The following is an 18469-nucleotide window of genomic DNA, read 5'->3' as shown; positions in this document are numbered from 1 at the left end:
TGTGGTCCGGGACGACGAGGACGGGGAGGCAGGACGGATGGTGCGGGACGGGGTACGGGAGGTCGCCTGCGACGAGTCGGGGTCGGACGGTGAGAACCTCACCGACGGCAACACCGACGTCTTCGCGCACGCCAGCGTGCTGCTGCCGATGGAGTCGGCCGCCGGGTGCGTGCGGGAGATACGGAACCGGATCCGCTCGCCCGCGCAGGAGTACAAGGCCGGCCATCTGCTGCGGGAGAAGCACCGGGCGGTGCTGGAGTGGGTGCTCTCCCCTGCCGGGCCGCTGTACGGGCACGCCAGGGTGGACCTCACCGAGAAGGTGTTCTTCGTGGTGGACCGGGCCCTGGACCTGCTGCTCGGGGACGCGGCGGCCGCGGACGCCCTGTACGGCGCGGGGTGGGAGGCCTTCGGCGCGGGCGGATGGCGGCGGTTCCTGCGGGCGGCCAACCGGCTGCTGCGGGCCAGGAGCGACGCGGAGCCCGTGGATCCGGTGGACGTCTTCCTCACCGCTGTCGAGGAGTTGCGGCGTACGGAGGTTCCCGAACCGGCCGCGACGGTTCTGGAGCGGCTGGCCGGCAGCCGTGGGCGCGCCGAGGCCTACCGGGCACGGGTCGCCACCGGCCCGCCCCTGATCCCCGCGCTCAACCCGCTGCTGCCCGCGATCCTGCGCACGGCCGCGCTGTGGAGCGCGCCGCGAATCGCCGTGCGGCTCGTGCACGACCGGCAGAACATGCTCACTCCCGACCGCGTCGACTGGCTCCTGCGGACGGCCCGGCAGCGGGGCGTGACCCTGGACGGCGTGGAACTCGTCCACTCGCGGCTGGATCCGCGGGTGCAGCTCGCCGACTTCCTCGCCGGTGTCGCCCGCAAGCTCGCCTCCGACGAGCTGAACGGCTACGGCGACCCGGTGCTCACCACCCTGCTGCGCCCCTACGTCGGTGCGGCCTCCGTCTGGGGGGACGCCCCGAGCTGGATCCGCCTCGGCCCGATCCCGGACGGCCCCGGCCGGGAGGCGCGGGCCGGCTCGGGGGCGCCGCTCCCCTGTTGAGCGGGCGCGCCCGAAGGAGATCATCCAAGCGCTGAACGCGGCCGTGCCATGCCACGTATGGAGGAAGGGCGCTCAACGACCGTAGCGCCCCGCGGTGTTGAGACCGCGCGTTCGGGTTCGGGAGCCATTGATGGGGCACGCACGACGACGGGTCGTCCGGCGGGTGACACGGCTGACGGCCGTCGCGGGACTCCTCCTGGGAGGAGCGATGGTCGCGCAGGCGGCGATGGCGAGCGAGCCTCCCGGCGCCTCCGCCGCGCGCGGCTCCGCGGGGCCGGCCGGCACGTCCGGCCCCGATTTGATGGCCCGGCTCGGCACCTCGCGCACGGCGGGCAACTGGATCGGTTCCGACGGGCGCCCGGTGGTCGCCGTGACCGACGAGCGGGCGGCCGCGGAGGTACGGCGGGCGGGCGCCGATGCGAAGGTCGTGCGGCACAGCATGAACGAGCTGAAGGCGGCCACCGCGACACTACGCGCGGCGCCCCGGGTGGCCGGCACGGCCTGGATGATGGACTACCGCGCCAACCGGGTGACGGTCGAGGGCGACAGCACGGTCTCCGCCGCGGACTGGGCCCGGTTGACCAAGGTCGCCGGCAAGATCGGCGGCTTTGTGCGCATGGCGCGCACCGAGGGCGCCTTCACCACCCGTCTCAACGGGGCGCAGCCCATCCTGTCGACCGGCGGGCGCTGCTCGGCGGGTTTCAACGTGACCGACGGGCGGACCGACTTCATCCTCACCGCGGGCCACTGCGGGCCCACCGGTTCCCTCTGGTTCGCCGACGGCCAGGGCGACCAACAGCTCGGCAGGACGGTCGCCGGCTCCTTCCCGGGCGGCGACTTCTCGCTGGTGCGGTACGACTCCGGCAGCGCGGGCCAGGGCGCCGACGTAGTGGCGATCGGCGGCGGCAACGGCGTACGGATCACGGGGGCGGGCGATCCGGCCGTGGGACAGCGGGTGTTCCGCAGCGGCAGCACGAGCGGGCTGCGCGACGGCGAGGTGACCGGCCTGGACGCGACCGTGAACTACCCCGAGGGCACCGTCACCGGTCTCATCCGGACCACGGTGTGCGCCGAGCCGGGCGACAGCGGCGGTCCGCTGTTCTCCGAGGGGATCGCCCTGGGGGTGACCTCGGGCGGCAGCGGCGACTGCACAAGGGGCGGTACGACGTTCTTCCAGCCGGTCACCAAGGCGCTGTCCGCGCTCGACGTGCGGCTGATCGTGACCGACGCGCGGCAGGGCACGGGGCAGAGCGCGGAGCCGTCCGCCCCGGCCACCCACAGCGCCATCGCCCCCGGCGCGGCCTCCCCCGGCTCCGCGGCGCCGGTGACCGGCAGCGCCCACGGGACCGCGCTGCTCTCCCGGCTCTCCGACCCCGGAAACGTCGGCCCGGGTCTTCTGATCATGGGGGGCAGTCTGATCACCCTGGTGGCCACCCGCTGGATCCGTGCGGAACGGGACCGCAAGGCCTACCAGAGGTACTACTCGGCGACGTGGAGCTGATGGAAAGCACGGATGGCGACGGCCGGACCGACGGCGGAAGGCAGAGGTCGAAGCCGGCTCAGGCCGCCCTGTCGGAATGCGGGGCGGCCGTGGCCCACTCCATCACCAGGCGCTGGTACTCCTCGCGCTGCTCGGTGGTCAGTATCCCGCCCGACCTGAGCCACAGCGCCCGGATCTCCTCGTTGACCTCCGCGGCCGATCGCTCGGAGACGGGTTCAACACTGGTGGACATGCCGTGAAGCATATGCCGCCCGACGTGAAGGCGCTGTGAATAAGTACGAGCTATACGGGCATATCGGACCGTGTCGCTCATCACGTCAATTCGGCAGGTCACCGGCGCGAGTTCACACTCGGCCGACGGGTCGCGGCGTCGGCCGTGCCCGTGCCCATACCGTCAGGTGCCCGGCTTGCGCCCGTAGACGAACACGTCGTCGCCCTTCTTCAGCAGCGACCAGTACTTCTTGGCGTCCTTCGGCGTCATGTTGACGCAGCCGTGCGAACCCGGCGGGTTCCACATGCTCAGGCCGACGGAGTGGAAGGCCTGGCCGCCGTCGAAGAACTGACTGTAGGGCATCGGCACGTTGTAGAGGGTCGAGACGTGGTCGATGTCCCGCCAGTAGACCTTCTTCAGGCCGGTGCGGGTCGTGTACCCCTTGCGTCCCGTGCGCACCGGCACCGGCCCGTAGACGAGCCGGCTGCCGTCCTGTATCCAGCTGAGCTGGAGAGTGAGGTCGACACAGGCTATGCGGCCCTTGTTCACCGGGCACTTGCCGCTCTTGTTGGGCTTCTTGCCGACGGCCTTCTGCTTGTTCATGAGGTTCATCACGCCCCAGGTGACGGAACCCGCGTAGCCGATGTTCGGCGTGATGCCGTGCTTGTTCTGGAAGGCCCGGATGGCCTTGCAGTCGGCGGCCGACTGCCGTCCGTCGACCGGCCGCCCGAGGAACTTCTCCACCTGCTTCTGGTACGGCCCCGCCTGCGTCGTGCAACTCGCCGCCTGCGCCGGTGCGGTACCGAGCGCGAGCGTGAGCGGCGCCACCAGTCCCGTGACGCCCAGTACGACCGCTCCCCGCCTGCCGATTTCCTTCATAACGGCCTTGCCCCCTAGGTGCGTTCCGGCACTTCCCGACACCTAGACCCGTGGCGGGGCACATCGGTTGCAAGGGGGCGCGTGCCGAGACGAAACGGTGACACGCTCCCGGCGGACGCGGCCGGGGCCGGGACCGCTCAGGTGTCCCCCTCTTCCCGCTCCTCCTGAACGGCCGCACGGAAAGCGGTGTTGACCGCGGTGAGGCCGCCGTCGACGGTCAGGGTGGTGCCGGTGATCCAGGCCGCGTCGCGGGAGGCGAGGAAGGCCACCGCGGCGGCGATGTCCTCCGGTTCGCCGACCCGGCCCAGCGGGTACAGGCCGCGGACCCGGTCGAGTTCGGCCTCCCGCCCCTCCCAGGCCGAGGTGCGGACCGTGCCCGGCACCACCAGGTTGACGCGGACGCCGCGGGAGGCGGCGTGCCCGGCGAGGGTGCGGGTGAGCGACGCCAGCCCCGCCTTCGCCGCGCTGTAGCCGTGGTTGCCGAAGTCCTGGACGCCGTTGACCGAGCCGATGCTGACGATCGCTCCTCTGCCGCCCGCCGCCAGGTGGGGCAGGGCGGCGCGGCAGCAGCGGTAGGCACCGGTCAGGGTGATGTCGAGGTCGCGGGCCCACACCGCTTCCGGGTCGTCCTCGAACAGCGGGGTGTCGGGCGTGCAGTGGGCCGCGCAGTTGACCAGGACGTCGAGGGATCCGAAGGCCTGGACGGCCAGGTCCACGGCCGCCTGGACCGCGTCCCGATCCGCGACGTCCAACGGGTGCGCCCGTGCCGTGAGTCCGCGCTCGCGCAGCGCCGCCGCCGTGTGCTCCGCCACGTCCCCGTCCAGGTCGGTGACCAAAACCCCGGCCCCCTCCTCGGCCAGCCTGCGCGCGGTGGCCGCGCCGATGCCCCGGCCCGCGCCGGTGATGAGAACCCCATGTCCGTCGAACCGCCCACTGTCCGTCATGCGCCGAACCTACTTCCACGAAGGGCGTCTCGGGCAGTCAGCGCGCGGTATGTCCTCGCTCCCGCGACTTCCGCAACTCCCGGCGCATATCGGCGTCGTGGCCGGTGCACCGGGAGCAGCGGCGGTTCGGCGGGGCCCGGTCAGCGGTAGCCGGTCGGGTCGGCGGGCAGGCCCGCGTCCTGGACCTCGACGAGGTAGCGCCAGGCGTCGGGGCGGCTGCCGTCCAGGTCGGTGAAGCCGTAGTCCTGGGCGAGGCCGCCACTGGAGAGGGAACGGCCGTTCCAGCGGGCCACGTCCGGGTCCGCGGCCAGGGCGGCGACGGCGCGGCCCACATAGCGCGGGGTCTCGGAGATGGCGAAGTGCGGGACGCGGTCCAGGGCTTCGCGCCAGTTGTCCTCCCGGACCCCGAAGTGGTCGAGCATCAACTCCGAGCGCAGCCAGCCCGGGGTGAGGGCCACCGCCGTGGCGCCACGCGAGCCGAGTTCGTGGCCGAGTGCGAAGGCCATGCGCAGGACGGACGCCTTGGCGAGGTCGTAGAAGAAGTTGACGCGGTAGGTGTCCCGGTTGTACTCGGCGGTGCCGTCGGTCATCTCCACCACCAGGCCGCCCGGGTGACGCAGCAGCAGCGGCAGGGCGTGGTGGCTGGTGATCGCGTGCGTCTCCACCGCGAGCCGGAGCAACCGCAGTCCGTTGCCGAGGTCGTGCTCCCACACCGGGGTGTCCCACGCGAAGAGGTGCTCCGCGCCCCAGATGTCGTTGACGAGGACGTCGAGACGGTCCTGCTCGCGCGCGATGCGGTCCACGAGGGCGCGGACCTGGTCGGACTCGAGATGGTCGACCGGTACGGCGATGCCGTGACCGCCGGCCTCGGTGACCAGGTCGGCGGTGTCCTCGATGGTCTCGGGGCGGTCGTACTCCGAGCGGCGGGCGCGGGTGGTGCGTCCGGTGACGTAGACGGTGGCGCCGGCCGCGCCGAGTTCCACCGCGATTCCCCTGCCCGCTCCCCGTGTCGCCCCCGCGACCAGCGCGACCTTGCCTTCCAATGGGCCTGGCATGTCCGACCTCCCGATGCGTCTTCCGTCGATGCCGTCATCGAGGATGCCGGGGAAACCGGACATCTTCTGTCGCCTTTCGGCGCGGGAAACGGCACACGTGGGCGGGCCGCACGAGCGCCTTCCGGTCTCGTGCGGCCCGCCACCCGGGCTCCGGGCTCGGTTCTCCAGCCTCAGTGCCCGCGGGCGATCCACTCCTGGAGGTGCGGGGCCTCGGCGCCGATGGTGGTCGGGTCGCCGTGGCCGGTGAGGACCTTCGTCTCGGGCGGCAGCGTCAGCAGGCGGTCGCGGATCGAGTCGATGATCGTCGGGAAGTGGGAGTAGGAACGACCGGTGGCGCCGGGACCGCCCTGGAAGAGCGTGTCGCCGGTGAAGACCACGCCGAGTCCGGGGTCGTACAGGCAGATCGCGCCCGGGGCGTGGCCGGGCGTGTGCATGACCTTCAGATCGGCGCCGGCCGCCTCGATGACCTGCCCGTCGACCAGGTGCTCGTCGGGGTCCCGGTTCGGGTGGGTCATCTTCCACAGCGGCAGGTCGTCGGGGTGCAGCCAGATCGTCGCGCCGGTGAGGTCGGCGAGCGCCGGGGCCGCGTCGATGTGGTCGTTGTGGGCGTGGGTGCACACGATGGCGGTCAGCCGGCGGTCGCCGACCGCCGCGGCGATGGCCTCGGCGTCGTGGGCGGCGTCGATGACGACGGCTTCATGGTCGTCGCCGACGATCCACACGTTGTTGTCGACGTCCCAGGTGCCGCCGTCGAGCGTGAACTGCCCGGAGGTGACGAGGCGTTCGATGCGGGCGGCCATCAGAGCACCACCACCGAGCGCAGCACGTCGCCGTGGTGCATCCGCTCGAACGCCTTCTCCACCTCGTCCAGTTGGATGGTCTCGGTGACGAACTTGTCCAGCGGCAGGCGTCCCTGCAGGTGCAGGTCGATGAGCATCGGGAAGTCCCGGGAAGGCAGGCAGTCGCCGTACCAGCTCGACTTCAGCGCCCCGCCGCGTCCGAAGACGTCCAGCAGCGGCAGTTCCAGCTTCATCTCCGGGGTCGGCACGCCGACCAGGACGACCGTGCCGGCCAGGTCACGGGCGTAGAAGGCCTGACGGTACGTCTCGGGGCGCCCGACCGCCTCGATGACGACGTCGGCGCCGAAGCCTCCGGTCAGCTCGCGGATGGCCTCGACCGGGTCGTTCTCCTTGGAGTTGACCGTGTGCGTGGCGCCCATGGTGCGGGCGGTCTCCAGCTTGCGGTCGTCGATGTCGACGGCGATGACCTTCGCCGCGCCCGCCAGGAACGCCCCGGCGATCGCCGCGTCGCCGACACCGCCGCAGCCGATGACGGCGACCGAGTCGCCGCGACCGACGTTGCCGGTGTTGATCGCCGCGCCGATGCCGGCCATCACGCCGCAGCCCAGCAGCCCGGCCACCGCCGGGGAGACCGACGGATCGACCTTGGTGCACTGACCGGCCGCCACCAGGGTCTTCTCGGCGAACGCGCCGATTCCGAGCGCCGGGGAGAGTTCGGTGCCGTCGGTCAGGGTCATCCGCTGCCGCGCGTTGTGGGTGTCGAAGCAGTACCAGGGCCGCCCGCGCAGACAGGCGCGGCACTTGCCGCACACGGCCCGCCAGTTGAGGATGACGAAGTCGCCGGGCGCGACGTCGGTGACGTCGTCGCCGACCGACTCCACGACGCCGGCGGCCTCGTGGCCGAGCAGGAACGGGAACTCGTCGTTGATTCCGCCCTGCTTGTAGTGCAGGTCGGTGTGGCAGACGCCGCAGGCCTGGATCCGTACGACGGCCTCTCCCGGCCCCGGGTCCGGCACGACGATCGTCTCGACCCGCACCGGTTCGTTCTTGCCGGGTGCGATCACGCCGCGCACTTCCTGCGCCATGGTGGTGGTCCCTTCCGTCGAGCGGTGTACGTCCCCCGACCCTACGTCCGACTGATCGGTAAGGGCACCGAGGGGGCCTCTGATCTGCGGGGACGGGCGGGCGAGGCAGGGGCGCCCGGCCTGCGGGGCGGAACGTCAGTGCTGGACGGCGGGAACCAGCAGGCCGAGGGCCTGGAGCCCGCCGACGGACGGGGCGCCCGCGGCGCTCGCGGGCAGCGCGGTCAGGCCGGTGACCGAGACGGCGAGTCCGAGGGCGGCGACGATGCGTCGAGTGCAGATCATGCCCTCGGCAACTCCCTCCGCGCCCGCCCGGACACGGGCCCGCGGCCGCGCTCACCCGTCAGGCGCAGCGCCCGGACCGCGCTTGCCGCGCCCGCCGGGGCGGAGGAGTCTCGAACGGTGAGGCCCGCCGCGGCCCGCTCCTCGCCGGGCCGCGGCCCTTGTAGGAGGTCGTCATGTCCACCTCGGCAAGCCCCGCCTTCGACACCGACACGCTCCGCCGCGGCATCGTGCAGGGCGACCGTGCCACGTACGTGGAGTCCTGCCGGTACGCGGACGGCGGCCGGGTCCTCGCGGAGTCCATGGTCTTGCTGCGGGACGGCAGGATCGCCGAGCGGATACTGATCCAGGCATGGGACGCATAGGCGGAAGGGCCGCGAGGTTCCAGGTCAGCTCCCGTCTGACCTGGACCTTCTCGGCCCGCGCCGGCCTGGGCCGGTCCCGCTCCACGCGGTCGCGCCGGCCGGGGCCGGCATCCACGGTGTCCCCCTGGCGTTCGCCGCGCTGGTCCGCTCGCTGCTGCGGGCGGCGCGGCCGCGTCCGGGCCGTACGGCGGTGCACGGCCATCGGCCGCGGCGGGCCGTGTCGGTTAGGGTGAGGCGGGGCCGTGACTGGCGCTGAGGTGGAGCACCACCGGGGAGCGGCCCACGCAGAGTCGTGAGCCGCGCGCCTGGGCAATTCCCCGAACGCCCAGGAGTGGACCATGTCCCAGGCCCGTTTGATGGACGGCACCGCGCTCGCCCGCCGTGTCGTCGAGGAGACCGCGCGGAAGGCCGCCGCACTCACCGAGCGCACCGGTACGGCGCCCTGTCTGGCGGCGGTGCTGGTCGGTGAGGACCCTGCCTCCGTCACCTACGTACGGATGAAGCAGAAACGCTGCCGCAAGGCCGGTATCGAATCCCGCCATGTGGCACTGCCGGCCGCGACCACCACCGAGGAACTGGTCGACACGCTGCGGTCGCTGTCCAAGGATCCCGCCGTGCACGGCATCCTGCTCCAGCACCCCGTCGGCGAGCACATCGACGAGCGGGCCGCGTTCGAGGCGATCGTGCCCGAGAAGGACGTCGACGGGGTCACCTGCGCCTCGTTCGCGGCGATGAGCTTCGGTCTGCCGGGGTTCGCGTCCTGCACGCCCGGCGGCATCCTGCGGCTGCTGGACGCGTACGACGTCGAGCTGCGCGGCCGGCGCGCCGTCGTGGTGGGCCGCAGCGCGATCCTCGGCAAGCCCGTGGGGATGCTGCTGCTCGCGCGGGACGCGACGGTGACGTACTGCCACTCACGGACCGCGGACCTGCCGGCCGCCGTGCGCGAGGCGGACATCGTGGTCGCCGCGGTGGGCCGGCCCCGGCTCATCCGCGGCGAGGACCTCAAGCCCGGCGCCGTGGTGATCGACGCGGGCTACAACCCGGGCAACGTCGGCGACGTCGACTTCGACTCCGCCGTGGAGCGGGCCTCGCTGATCACTCCGGTGCCCGGTGGGGTGGGCCCGATGACGATCGCCACGCTGCTGGAGCAGACCGTGACGGCCGCCGCCCGGCAGCTCGGGGTGTGAGCGGCGTACCGGGGCCGGAGCAGGAGTGAAGGCACCGACACCCCTCGGGTCGTTCACCGGCGGCGGGCGGCCTCGCGGCCATACTGGCCGTCGTGCGCGTAGCGATCATGACGGCGGGATCCCGGGGCGACGTCGCCCCCTTCACCGGACTGGGGCACGGCCTGGCTCTCGCGGGTCACGAGGTCACCCTGGTCACGCACGGATGCTTCGAACCGCTGGTCGCGGGCTCGGGCCTCGGCTTCCACCCACTGCCGGTGGACCCGCGGGCCGAGTTGGAGTCCTCGCGTGGCCGGGGACTCCACCGCAGCGCCTCCGGCACGGGCAAGGTGGTGCGGGCCGTGGGGCTGGTGCGGGCGGCCATCGCCCGGATGACGGACGATCTGATCGCGGCGGCCGAGAAGAGCGACGTACTGCTGCTCGCCGGCTCGCTCGGGCCGGTCGGGCACGCCATCGCCGAGGCGATGAACCTGCCCAGTATCGGCGCTCATCTACAACCTCTCTCCCCTACAAGGGAGTTCGCGCCTCCGCTGCTGGGTGGCGGGCACTGGGGCGGAACTGCGAACCGCCTCGCCGGACATGGAGTGAACCTGGCCGTGGAACGGGTCTTCTCGGCGGCCGTACCCGCCGTGCGGACCCGGCTGGGACTGCCGCCCGCCCGCGCGGGCACCGGCCGCCGCATCCGCCGTGGGCAGCGCCGGCCGGTGTACCACGGCTTCAGCCCGCTCGTGGTGCCCAGGCCCCATGACTGGCGCAGTGGGCTCCAGGTGTGCGGGTACTGGTGGCCGTACGACCGTTACACCCAACTCCCCGACGGCCTGTGGGACTTCCTCGACGCGGGCCCTCCGCCGGTCTACGTGGGACTGGGCAGCGCCACCGTGCCCGACCCCGGGCGGCTCAGCGACACCATCGTGCGCGCGCTGCGCCGGGCCGGACTGCGCGGTGTGGTCCAGCGGGGCTGGGCCGGGCTGGAGGCGTCCGGCGAGGACATGCTGACCATCGGCGAGGTCCCGCACTCGGCCCTGTTCCCGCGGCTGGCGGGCGTGGTGCACCACGCCGGTGCGGGCACGACCGCGGCCGGGCTGCGGGCCGGCGTCCCCGCGGTGCCCGTGCCCGTGCAGTTCGACGAGGGTTTCTGGGCCGATCGTCTCGTCGGCCTCGGCGTGGCCCCCTGCTCGGTTCCGCTGCGCAGCCTCACCGCGGACAACCTCGCCGCGGCCCTGGTCCGCGCCACCCGTGGCCACGGACATCGTGAACGGGCACGGGCCCTGGGCGCCCGGATCCGCGAGGAGAACGGCCTGGCCCCGGTACTGAAGGCGGTCGAACAACTCGCCCGCTAGGACCGCCGTCCTCCTCCCGCCCCGAAGCCCACCGGACGCCCGACGGCCGGCGGGGCGGACAGCCGCCTCGACCAGGGGCCGCCGCAACCCGGCGGGCACGCCCGCCACACCGGTGGCCACCGGATGCCAAGCGGCCGGCAGGGCGAGCGGCTCCCTCGACCAGGAGATGTCTCGACCCGGCGAGCACTCCAGCCCTGCCCGCGACCACCGGCTGCCCTGCGGTTGGCGAGGCGGACCCGTCCGCCAGTCGCCTCGCGCACAGGCGCCTCGACCCGACGGGCGCTCCACCCCTGCCGGAGGCCACCTGCGCTGCTCGCGAACGCCACGGCGGTCACACGGCGGCACGGACACACCGACTCACCACCCATGCCCCGAACCGTCGCCGCCACCCTGGCCCCGCGGCCACGACCCGTCGGCACAAGCACGCCGCCTTGCCCCCGCACGCCCGAACCGCCACCACCATGCCGCCCACCGCGTCCCGGACCCCGGCGAGCGGGCGCAAGGGCGCGGTCAACCACGAGCGGGCGACCGGTCGTCATCGCCCCGCCCGTTGCGTCAGGTTGAGGAGGTACTGCTTGCGGTCCAGTGGGTTGTGGTCGGTGCGTGGGCGTTCGGGGACCGTGTCGCCCGTGACCGGTGCGTAGTGGTCGAAGGCGCTCTCCAGGTCCCCCTCGCCGCGAGTCAGCCCCGGCAGCCGCTGCTCCAGCGCGTGCACCCGGGCCGCCGGGACGCCGCCCTCCAGAAGGCACACGGATCCGTGGGTGACGGTCGTCCGCGGCACGGCCCGCAGCGCGGACAGCACCGGCAGCAGGGCGCCGAGCGTGTCCGCCGGGGCCTCGACGCGGAAGCGGTGCACCGGCTCGTGGACCAGCGTGCCCGCGCGGCGCAGCGCCTCGATCAGCACCAGCGGGGTCAGGCCCCGGAAGTCGGCCCCGGTGCTGGACATGCTCTTGTCGAAGCCCTGGTGGGCGTGGCTCTGCCGGGGGCAGTAGCCGCAGTGGGTCAGGGTGACCGTGCAGTCGGTGACCTGCCAGCCGTGCAGCCCCTGCCCGAGGGCCTCGCGCACGGTGTCCTCCACCGCCTTGAAGAAGGCGTACGGCATCGAGCCCAGCTCGACCTCCAGCCGGAAGTCCACCCCCGAGCCCGCCGGCGCGGGGTCGACGCGCAGCCCGACGGTGGCCAGGAAGGGGTTGCCGTCCTTCTTGATGAACTCCGCGGCCCCACCCGTGCCCACCGGCCGCTCGACACACAGCGGGGTGGTCTCCCGGAAGGTGACAGGCAGCCCGAACTCGTCGGCGAGCGTCGCCTGGAGGACCTCCTTCTGCACCTCCCCGTACAGGGATACGGAGGTCTCCTGCCGCCCCTCGTCGTGGCGCAGCCCGATCAGCGGGTCCTGCTCGGCCAGCCGGGTGAGCGCGAGGTGCAGGGCCCCGCCGCCCACGCCGGGGCCCGGTACGACGACGGTCTCCAAGGTCGGCGGCGCGAAGAAGTGCTCGTAGGCCTTGCCGGGCTCGCCGACCGTGTCGCCGATCCGGATGTCGGCCAGGCCCCACAGTCTGGCGATGCGGCCCGCGGACACCGCGTCGGCACGGACGTCGATGCCGTGGTCGAACACGCCGATCGCGGTGACCCTGCCCTCCGTGCGGGCGTCGCCGTAGGGCACGCGGTCCCGTACCCGGAGGGTGCCGGAGAACATCCGCGCGTAGGCCACCTTCTCCCCCGCGAGGCCTCGCTCGACCTTGAACACGGTGGCCGAGACAGGCCCGTCGGGGTCGCCGCCCGCGGCGGGCAGCAGTTCCTTGACACCACCGATCAGCGCGTCCACTCCGGCACCGGTGATCGCGGAGCCGAAGTACACCGGGTGTACGAGCGCCTGCCGGGTCTGGGCGGCGAGGGCGGCGCGCAGGCGAACGCCGCGGAGGGTGCCGTCGACGTACGCGGCCAGCAGGTCGTCGTCTTGCTCGGCGAGGACGTCCGGCGCGGACGGGCCGAGGCCGGGCACGAAGCGGGCCTCGCGGGCGCCGATTCCCGTCACCCGACCCATGGGCACGACGGCCGGTGTCAGCCGCCGGGCGACGTCACCCAGCAGTTCCTCCTGCCGGGCGCCCCGCCGGTCGATCTTGTTGGCGAAGAGCAGGGTCGGGATGCGCAGCCGCCGCAGGGTGCGCATCAGGACGCGGGTCTGCGCCTGGACGCCCTCGACGGCGGAGACCACGAGTACCGCGCCGTCGAGCACGCCCAGCACCCGCTCCACCTCGGCGATGAAGTCGGGGTGGCCGGGGGTGTCGATGAGGTTGACGGTCACGTCGTCGACCGGGAAGGAGACGACCGCGGACTTGATGGTGATACCGCGCTGCCGCTCCAGCGCGAGGGTGTCGGTCCGCGTACTGCCGGCGTCGACGCTGCCGAGCGCGTCGATCACCCCCACGGAGTGCAGCAGCCGTTCGGTCAGACTGGTCTTACCCGCGTCGACGTGCGCGAGAATGCCGAGGTTGAGCAAGTGCACCGGGCGTCATGTCCTTCTTGATGGCAGGGATTCCTTCCGGGGTGGACATGGACGCTGTGCGCATGGATGCTCCTCGTTCGGTGACGGCGTGGTGACGTGCAGTGCAGCAGAGCCGGAACGCCGGGGCAATGGATTAACGGTCAACAAAGCCTGTCGCAGCACTCGCCGCCGCCCTGACGCGGCCATAGAGTGACGTACACCACACGGTCGACGACATTTCCCCCACCCACGCCCATATGGCCCCCGGAGGGAACATGACCCACATCTCGGTCACGGTGGACGGCACGGCCTACGAGGACGAGGTGGAACCCCGTCTGCTCCTGGTCCACTATCTGCGCGACCGCCTCGGACTGACCGGTACCCCGATCGGCTGCGACACCTCGAACTGCGGAGCCTGCACGGTCGAGTTGGACGGCGCGAGCGTCAAGAGCTGCACGGTGCTGGCCGTCCAGGCGGACGGCGGCGAGGTGACCACGGTCCAGGGACTGGCCAGGGACGGCGAGTGGACGGGGCTGCAGCGCGCGTTCCACGAGCGGCACGCGCTGCAGTGCGGCTACTGCACCCCCGGGATGATCATGGCCGCGCGCGATCTGCTGCGCGAGAACCCCCACCCCGACTCCGACGAGGTGCGCAAGGCGCTGGAGGGCAACCTGTGCCGGTGCACCGGCTACCAGAACATCGTCCGCGCGGTGCTCGCCGTCGCCGAGGGGGAGACGGCCTCCGGTGAGCGGACCGGGTCCGCCCAGGAGGTGACGGCATGACCGACCAGGCCGTCGAACGCGAGGTCGGCAGGGCCCGGCTCCGCAAGGAGGACGCCCGGCTGATCACCGGGCAGACCAACTGGACCGACAACATCACCGTCACCGGACTGCTGCACCTGGCCATCCTGCGCAGCCCCATGGCGCACGCCCGCATCGAACGGATCGACGTCTCCCCCGCCCTCGAACGCCCCGGCGTCGTCGCCGCTTTCAGCGGCCGCGACCTCGCCGGGGGACTGGGGTCGCTGCCCTGCGCCTGGCCGGTCACCGAGGACATGGTGCTGCCGGACCATCCGCCGGTCGCGGTCGACGAGGTGCGCCACGCCGGTGACCCGGTGGCGGTCGTCGTGGCCCGCGACCGGTACGCGGCGGCCGACGCGCTGGAGGCGATCGAGGTCGACTACGAGCCCCTGCCGCCGGTCCTGGACCTGGAGGAGGCACTCGCCGAGGACGCCCCGCTGGTCCACGCCGACAAGGGCACCAACCGCGCCTACGTGTGGCCGCTGAGGACCGGCGAGGACTTCGAGGCGGTCAGGCAGCGCGCCGACGTCGTCCTCACGCGCCGCTACCGGCAGCAGCGGCTCATCCCCAACGCCATGGAGCCGCGCGCGGTCGTCGTCACCCCGCTGGCCGCCTCCGGGGAGTTCACGGTGTACTCGTCGACGCAGATCCCGCACATCCTGCGGATCATGCTCTCGGTGGTCACCGGCGTGCCCGAGCACAAGCTGCGGGTGATCGCCCCCGACGTGGGCGGCGGCTTCGGCTCCAAGCTCCAGGTGTACGGCGAGGAGGCCATCGCGGTCGAGGTCGCGCGCAGGCTGGGACGGCCGGTGAAGTGGACCGAGTCCCGCTCCGAGGGCTATCTGGCCACCCACCACGGCCGCGGCATGATCCAGGACATCGAGATCGCCGCGACCCGCGAGGGCCGGCTGCTCGGTCTCAAGGTCGACCTGATCGCCGACATGGGCGCCTATCTGATGCTGGTCACTCCCGGCACCCCGCTCCTGGGCGCCTTCATGTACCCGGGGATCTACAAGATGGACTCCTACGAGTTCAAATGCACCGGAGTGTTCACCACCCGCACCCCGACCGACGCCTACCGCGGCGCCGGGCGCCCGGAGGCCACGTACGCCATCGAGCGGGCCATGGACGAACTCGCCGCCGAGGTCGGTCTCGACCCGGTGGAGGTGCGGCGGCGGAACTGGATCCGGCACGAGGAGTTCCCGTACGCCTCGATCGCGGGACTGACCTACGACAGCGGGAACTACGAGGCGGCCACCGACAAGGCGCTCGCCCTGTTCGGCTACGACGACCTGCGCGCCGAGCAGCGCAAGCGCAACGAGCGCGGGGACGGCGTGCGCCTGGGCATCGGCGTGTCGACGTACACGGAGATGTGCGGGCTGGCACCGAGCCGGGTGCTGCGGGACCTCAGGTACTCGGCCGGCGGCTGGGAGGCGGCGAGCATCCGCATGCTGCCCACCGGCAAGGTCGAGGTGGTCACCGGCACCAGCCCGCACGGGCAGGGGCACGTGACCTGCTGGAGCCAGATCGCCGCGGACGTGCTGGGCGTGCCGTTCGAGGACGTCGAGGTGCTGCACGGCGACACCCAGGCGGCCCCGCAGGGCATGGACACCTACGGCTCGCGCTCGCTGGTCGTGGGCGGGTCGGCGGTGCACCGCGCCGCCGAGAAGGTGGTGGACAAGGCGCGGAAGGTCGCGGCGCACCTGCTGGAGGCCAGTGAGGACGATCTGGAGTTCAAGGGCGGCGTGTTCTCGGTGAAGGGCTCGCCGGAGGCGCGCAGGACCATCCAGGAGATCGCCTTCGAGACGTTCACCTCGCACGACGTGCCCGACGGCATGGAACCGACCCTCAACTCCGAGTACCTGCTCGACCCGGAGAACTTCTCCTACCCGCACGGCACCCATCTGTGCGCGGTCGAGGTCGACACCGAGACCGGGCAGACCCGTATCCGCTCCTACGTCTGCGTGGACGACGTGGGCCGGGTGATCAACCCGGTGATCGTCGAGGGACAGGTGCACGGCGGGCTGGCCCAGGGCATCGCGCAGGCGCTGTACGAGGAGGCCGTGTACGACGCGGAGGGCAACCTGGTCTCCGGCACCATGGCCGACTACCTCGTGCCGTCGGCGGCGGACCTGCCCGAGTTCGTGACCGACCGGACCGAGACGCCCGCGCTCTCCAACCCGCTCGGCGCCAAGGGCGTCGGCGAGGCGGGCACGATCGCCTCGACGCCCGCCGTCGTCAACGCGATCGTGGACGCCCTGCGCCCGCTGGGCGTGCACGACGTGCGGATGCCGTGCACCCCCGAGCGGGTCTGGGAGGCCGTACGGTCCGCCCCGCCGGCGCGGACGGCGCAGAAGGAGGGTTCGGCATGATTCCCCCCGCATTCGACTACGCTCGCCCGACCAGCGTCGACGAGGCCGTGCGCACCCTCGCCGACGCGGGCGAGGACGCGAAGGTGCTGGCCGGCGGGCAGAGCCTGCTGCCGCTGCTGCGGCTGCGGCTGGCCTTTCCCGAACTCGTCGTCGACATCGGGCGGATCCCCGAGCTGCGCGGGGTCCGCGAGGACGGCGGCACGCTCGCCATCGGGGCGCTGACCACCCACCACGACGTGCTGCACGACCCGCTGGTGCGGCGGCACGCGGGCCTGCTGGCTCAGGCCAACGCGACGGTCGCGGATCCCGCCGTACGGCACCGGGGCACCCTGGGCGGCTCCCTCGCGCACGCCGACCCGGCCGGAGACCTGCCCGCGGTGGCGTTGGCGCTGGACGCCGAACTGGTCGCCGAAGGGCCCGGCGGGCGGCGCACGATCCCGGCGCGGGAGTTCTTCGCCGACTATCTGCAGACCGCGCTCGCCCCCGACGAACTCCTGGTGGAGGTGCGGGTGCCCAAGCGGGAGGGCTGGGGCTACCGGTACGAGAAGTTCCACCGGGTGGCGCAGTCCTGGGCCATGGTCGGTGTGGCCGCGCTGGTGCGGCGCGACGACGGGCGCATCGCGGAGACGCGGATCGGCCTGACCAACATGGGCGCGACCCCGCTGCGGGCCGCTGCGGCGGAGGAGGCGCTGGCCGGTGCCGGGGACGCCGACGCGGTGGCGCGGGCGGCCCAGTCCGCGGCCGAGGGCACCCGGCCCTCGCGGGACGCGTCGGCCTCACCCGAGTACCGGGCGCACCTCGCGCGGGTGCTGACCAAGCGGGCGGTCCTGGCCGCCGCCGGGATGGGGTGAGCGCCGATCACTTCCATGGACAGCCCCGAGCAGGTGCGCTTCCGTCTGGAGCAGACCGGCTACCTCGTCGACGACGGACTCGCCATCGCCTGCTTCCTGGCGCTGCGGCTGCACCGGCCGGTCTTCTGCGAGGGCGACGCGGGCGTCGGCAAGACGGCGCTCGCCTCCGCGCTCGCCGAGGCGCTGGACGCGCCTTTGATCCGGCTCCAGTGCCATGAGGGGATCGACGCCTCCCAAGCTTTGTACGACTGGGACTTCCCCCGTCAGCTGCTGCATCTGCGGGCCGCCGAGGCCGCCGGGGTCAGGGACGCGGAGCGGCTGGAGCGCGAGCTGTACGACCGGCGGTTCCTGGTCGCCCGGCCGCTGCTGCGGGCTCTGCAGACGCAGCCGTCGGTGCTGCTGGTCGACGAGATCGACCGGGCCGACGACGAGTTCGAGGCGTTCCTGCTCGAGGTGCTGTCGGAGTTCCAGGTGACGATTCCGGAGCTGGGCACGCTGCGGGCCGAGGTGCCGCCGGTGGTCGTCCTGACCTCCAACCGCACCCGCGAGGTGCACGACGCGCTGAAGCGGCGGTGCTTGTACCACTGGTTCGACCATCCCGGCTTCGGCCGCGAACTCGCCATCGTCCGGCGCAGGTTGCCGCAGGTGTCGGCGCGGCTCGCGGAGCAGGTGACCACGCTGGTGCAGGCCCTGCGCGCCGAGGACCTGCTCAAGCCGCCGGGCGTGGCCGAGACCCTGGACTGGGCGAGCGCCCTGGACGCCCTCGGGGCGAACGAAGTGGACGCGGAGCTGGCGGTGGCCACCCTGGGATCGGTGCTGAAGTACCGCGAGGACACGGACCGGGCCCGCAGTCTGGACTTCGCGGCGGTCCTCGCGGGACGGGGAGCGTGATCGGCGTGACCGGGGAACGACGGGGACACCCCGAGGTACGCGCAGGCGCCGCCGCCCAGGGCAGCGGCGCGGACGCCGGGGCGGTCGGGCTTGGCGACGACCTCGGTCCGAACGGGCCCAACGGCCGGAGCAACACGCCGGACGTGCGAGAGCACCAGCCCAACACCCATACCACCGCAGACGCCGGCGCAGGGCACAGCACGGACACCAGGACGGGCAGGCGTGACGAAAACCCCGGACCCAACAGGCCCGACAGCCGAAGCAACACGCCGGACCCGCGCAAGCACCAGCCCAACACCCATACCACCGCAGACGCCGGCGCAGGGCACAGCACGGACACCAGGACGGGCAGGCGTGACGAAAACCCCGGACCCAACAG

At 72.7% G+C, this 18469-nt stretch carries 17 protein-coding genes and 1 riboswitch; of the genes, 9 read left to right on the top strand and 8 right to left on the bottom strand.

Annotation, left to right across the window (positions count from 1 at the left end; all coding sequences use genetic code 11):
* Nucleotides 1–37: 37 nt before the first annotated feature.
* Together ACWEK3_RS28230 and ACWEK3_RS28225 are read left to right on the top strand one after the other, a co-directional pair.
* The gene (locus ACWEK3_RS28230; RefSeq protein ID WP_450538661.1) at nucleotides 38–1048 is read left to right on the top strand and encodes a hypothetical protein; all 1011 of its coding nucleotides are present in this window, start codon (nucleotides 38–40) and stop codon (nucleotides 1046–1048) included.
* A 130-nt stretch (nucleotides 1049–1178) separates the two neighbouring features.
* Nucleotides 1179–2549 carry a S1 family peptidase gene (locus ACWEK3_RS28225; protein ID WP_453250897.1) on the top strand — a complete coding sequence of 457 codons (1371 nt, stop codon included), beginning with the start codon at nucleotides 1179–1181 and terminating at the stop codon, nucleotides 2547–2549.
* A 58-nt stretch (nucleotides 2550–2607) separates the two neighbouring features.
* Here the strand turns inward: ACWEK3_RS28225 and ACWEK3_RS28220 are convergent, their stop codons facing one another.
* From ACWEK3_RS28220 to ACWEK3_RS28190, 7 genes are all read right to left on the bottom strand, one after another.
* On the bottom strand, nucleotides 2608–2793 hold the full coding sequence (locus ACWEK3_RS28220) for a hypothetical protein (RefSeq protein WP_376407832.1): 186 nt from the start codon (nucleotides 2791–2793) through the stop codon (nucleotides 2608–2610).
* Between the two features lie 150 nt (nucleotides 2794–2943).
* Nucleotides 2944–3639: a L,D-transpeptidase family protein gene (locus ACWEK3_RS28215; RefSeq protein WP_450538618.1), complete on the bottom strand. Its 696-nt coding sequence runs from the start codon at nucleotides 3637–3639 to the stop codon at nucleotides 2944–2946.
* 137 nt (nucleotides 3640–3776) lie between these two features.
* The gene (locus ACWEK3_RS28210; protein WP_376606367.1) at nucleotides 3777–4583 is read right to left on the bottom strand and encodes an SDR family NAD(P)-dependent oxidoreductase; all 807 of its coding nucleotides are present in this window, start codon (nucleotides 4581–4583) and stop codon (nucleotides 3777–3779) included.
* A gap of 140 nt (nucleotides 4584–4723) precedes the next feature.
* The gene (locus ACWEK3_RS28205; protein WP_450538615.1) at nucleotides 4724–5638 is read right to left on the bottom strand and encodes an SDR family oxidoreductase; all 915 of its coding nucleotides are present in this window, start codon (nucleotides 5636–5638) and stop codon (nucleotides 4724–4726) included.
* A 170-nt stretch (nucleotides 5639–5808) separates the two neighbouring features.
* Nucleotides 5809–6438 carry an MBL fold metallo-hydrolase gene (locus tag ACWEK3_RS28200; RefSeq protein ID WP_361417925.1) on the bottom strand — a complete coding sequence of 210 codons (630 nt, stop codon included), beginning with the start codon at nucleotides 6436–6438 and terminating at the stop codon, nucleotides 5809–5811.
* Nucleotides 6438–7523 (bottom strand): S-(hydroxymethyl)mycothiol dehydrogenase, encoded by a 1086-nt coding sequence (locus ACWEK3_RS28195; protein WP_365418035.1) that lies wholly within the window; start codon nucleotides 7521–7523, stop codon nucleotides 6438–6440. The genes ACWEK3_RS28200 and ACWEK3_RS28195 overlap by 1 nt, the downstream gene beginning before the upstream one ends.
* A gap of 135 nt (nucleotides 7524–7658) precedes the next feature.
* A complete protein-coding gene (locus tag ACWEK3_RS28190; RefSeq protein WP_450538613.1) occupies nucleotides 7659–7805 on the bottom strand; it encodes a hypothetical protein in 147 nt (48 codons plus the stop codon).
* A gap of 173 nt (nucleotides 7806–7978) precedes the next feature.
* On the opposite strand from ACWEK3_RS28190, the gene ACWEK3_RS28185 reads away from it, so the two are divergent.
* The 3 genes from ACWEK3_RS28185 to ACWEK3_RS28175 all read left to right on the top strand — a co-directional run bounded on the left by ACWEK3_RS28185 (nucleotide 7979) and on the right by ACWEK3_RS28175 (nucleotide 10691).
* A complete protein-coding gene (locus tag ACWEK3_RS28185; RefSeq protein ID WP_450538611.1) occupies nucleotides 7979–8167 on the top strand; it encodes a hypothetical protein in 189 nt (62 codons plus the stop codon).
* A gap of 232 nt (nucleotides 8168–8399) precedes the next feature.
* A riboswitch (ZMP/ZTP riboswitch) is annotated at nucleotides 8400–8485 on the top strand.
* A gap of 20 nt (nucleotides 8486–8505) precedes the next feature.
* Nucleotides 8506–9354, top strand: a complete 849-nt coding sequence (locus tag ACWEK3_RS28180) for a bifunctional 5,10-methylenetetrahydrofolate dehydrogenase/5,10-methenyltetrahydrofolate cyclohydrolase (RefSeq protein ID WP_450538609.1) — start codon at nucleotides 8506–8508, stop codon at nucleotides 9352–9354.
* A gap of 107 nt (nucleotides 9355–9461) precedes the next feature.
* Entirely contained in the window at nucleotides 9462–10691 is a 1230-nt protein-coding gene (locus ACWEK3_RS28175) for a glycosyltransferase (RefSeq protein ID WP_450538659.1), read from the top strand.
* Nucleotides 10692–11226: 535 nt separating this feature from the next.
* Here ACWEK3_RS28175 and ACWEK3_RS28170 read toward each other — a convergent pair.
* Nucleotides 11227–13197, bottom strand: a complete 1971-nt coding sequence (locus ACWEK3_RS28170; protein ID WP_453250896.1) for a GTP-binding protein — start codon at nucleotides 13195–13197, stop codon at nucleotides 11227–11229.
* A 254-nt stretch (nucleotides 13198–13451) separates the two neighbouring features.
* On the opposite strand from ACWEK3_RS28170, the gene ACWEK3_RS28165 reads away from it, so the two are divergent.
* Genes ACWEK3_RS28165 through ACWEK3_RS28150 form a run of 4 tightly spaced genes read left to right on the top strand, consistent with a single transcriptional unit; the run spans nucleotide 13452 to nucleotide 18090 of the window.
* Nucleotides 13452–13958: a (2Fe-2S)-binding protein gene (locus ACWEK3_RS28165; RefSeq protein WP_453250895.1), complete on the top strand. Its 507-nt coding sequence runs from the start codon at nucleotides 13452–13454 to the stop codon at nucleotides 13956–13958.
* Nucleotides 13955–16348, top strand: a complete 2394-nt coding sequence (locus ACWEK3_RS28160; protein WP_450538604.1) for a xanthine dehydrogenase family protein molybdopterin-binding subunit — start codon at nucleotides 13955–13957, stop codon at nucleotides 16346–16348. Before ACWEK3_RS28165 ends, ACWEK3_RS28160 begins: the two co-directional genes overlap by 4 nt.
* Nucleotides 16345–17199: an FAD binding domain-containing protein gene (locus tag ACWEK3_RS28155; protein WP_453250894.1), complete on the top strand. Its 855-nt coding sequence runs from the start codon at nucleotides 16345–16347 to the stop codon at nucleotides 17197–17199. The genes ACWEK3_RS28160 and ACWEK3_RS28155 overlap by 4 nt, the downstream gene beginning before the upstream one ends.
* Nucleotides 17200–17214: 15 nt before the next feature.
* Nucleotides 17215–18090, top strand: coding sequence for an AAA family ATPase (locus tag ACWEK3_RS28150; protein WP_453250893.1), 876 nt, complete (start codon nucleotides 17215–17217; stop codon nucleotides 18088–18090).
* Nucleotides 18091–18469 lie beyond the last annotated feature (379 nt).

It is taken from the genome of Streptomyces sp. NPDC004721 (assembly GCF_053601495.1).
The sequence above is the reverse complement of the archived record's forward strand: the minus strand, read 5'-3'. Positions and strand labels throughout refer to the sequence as shown.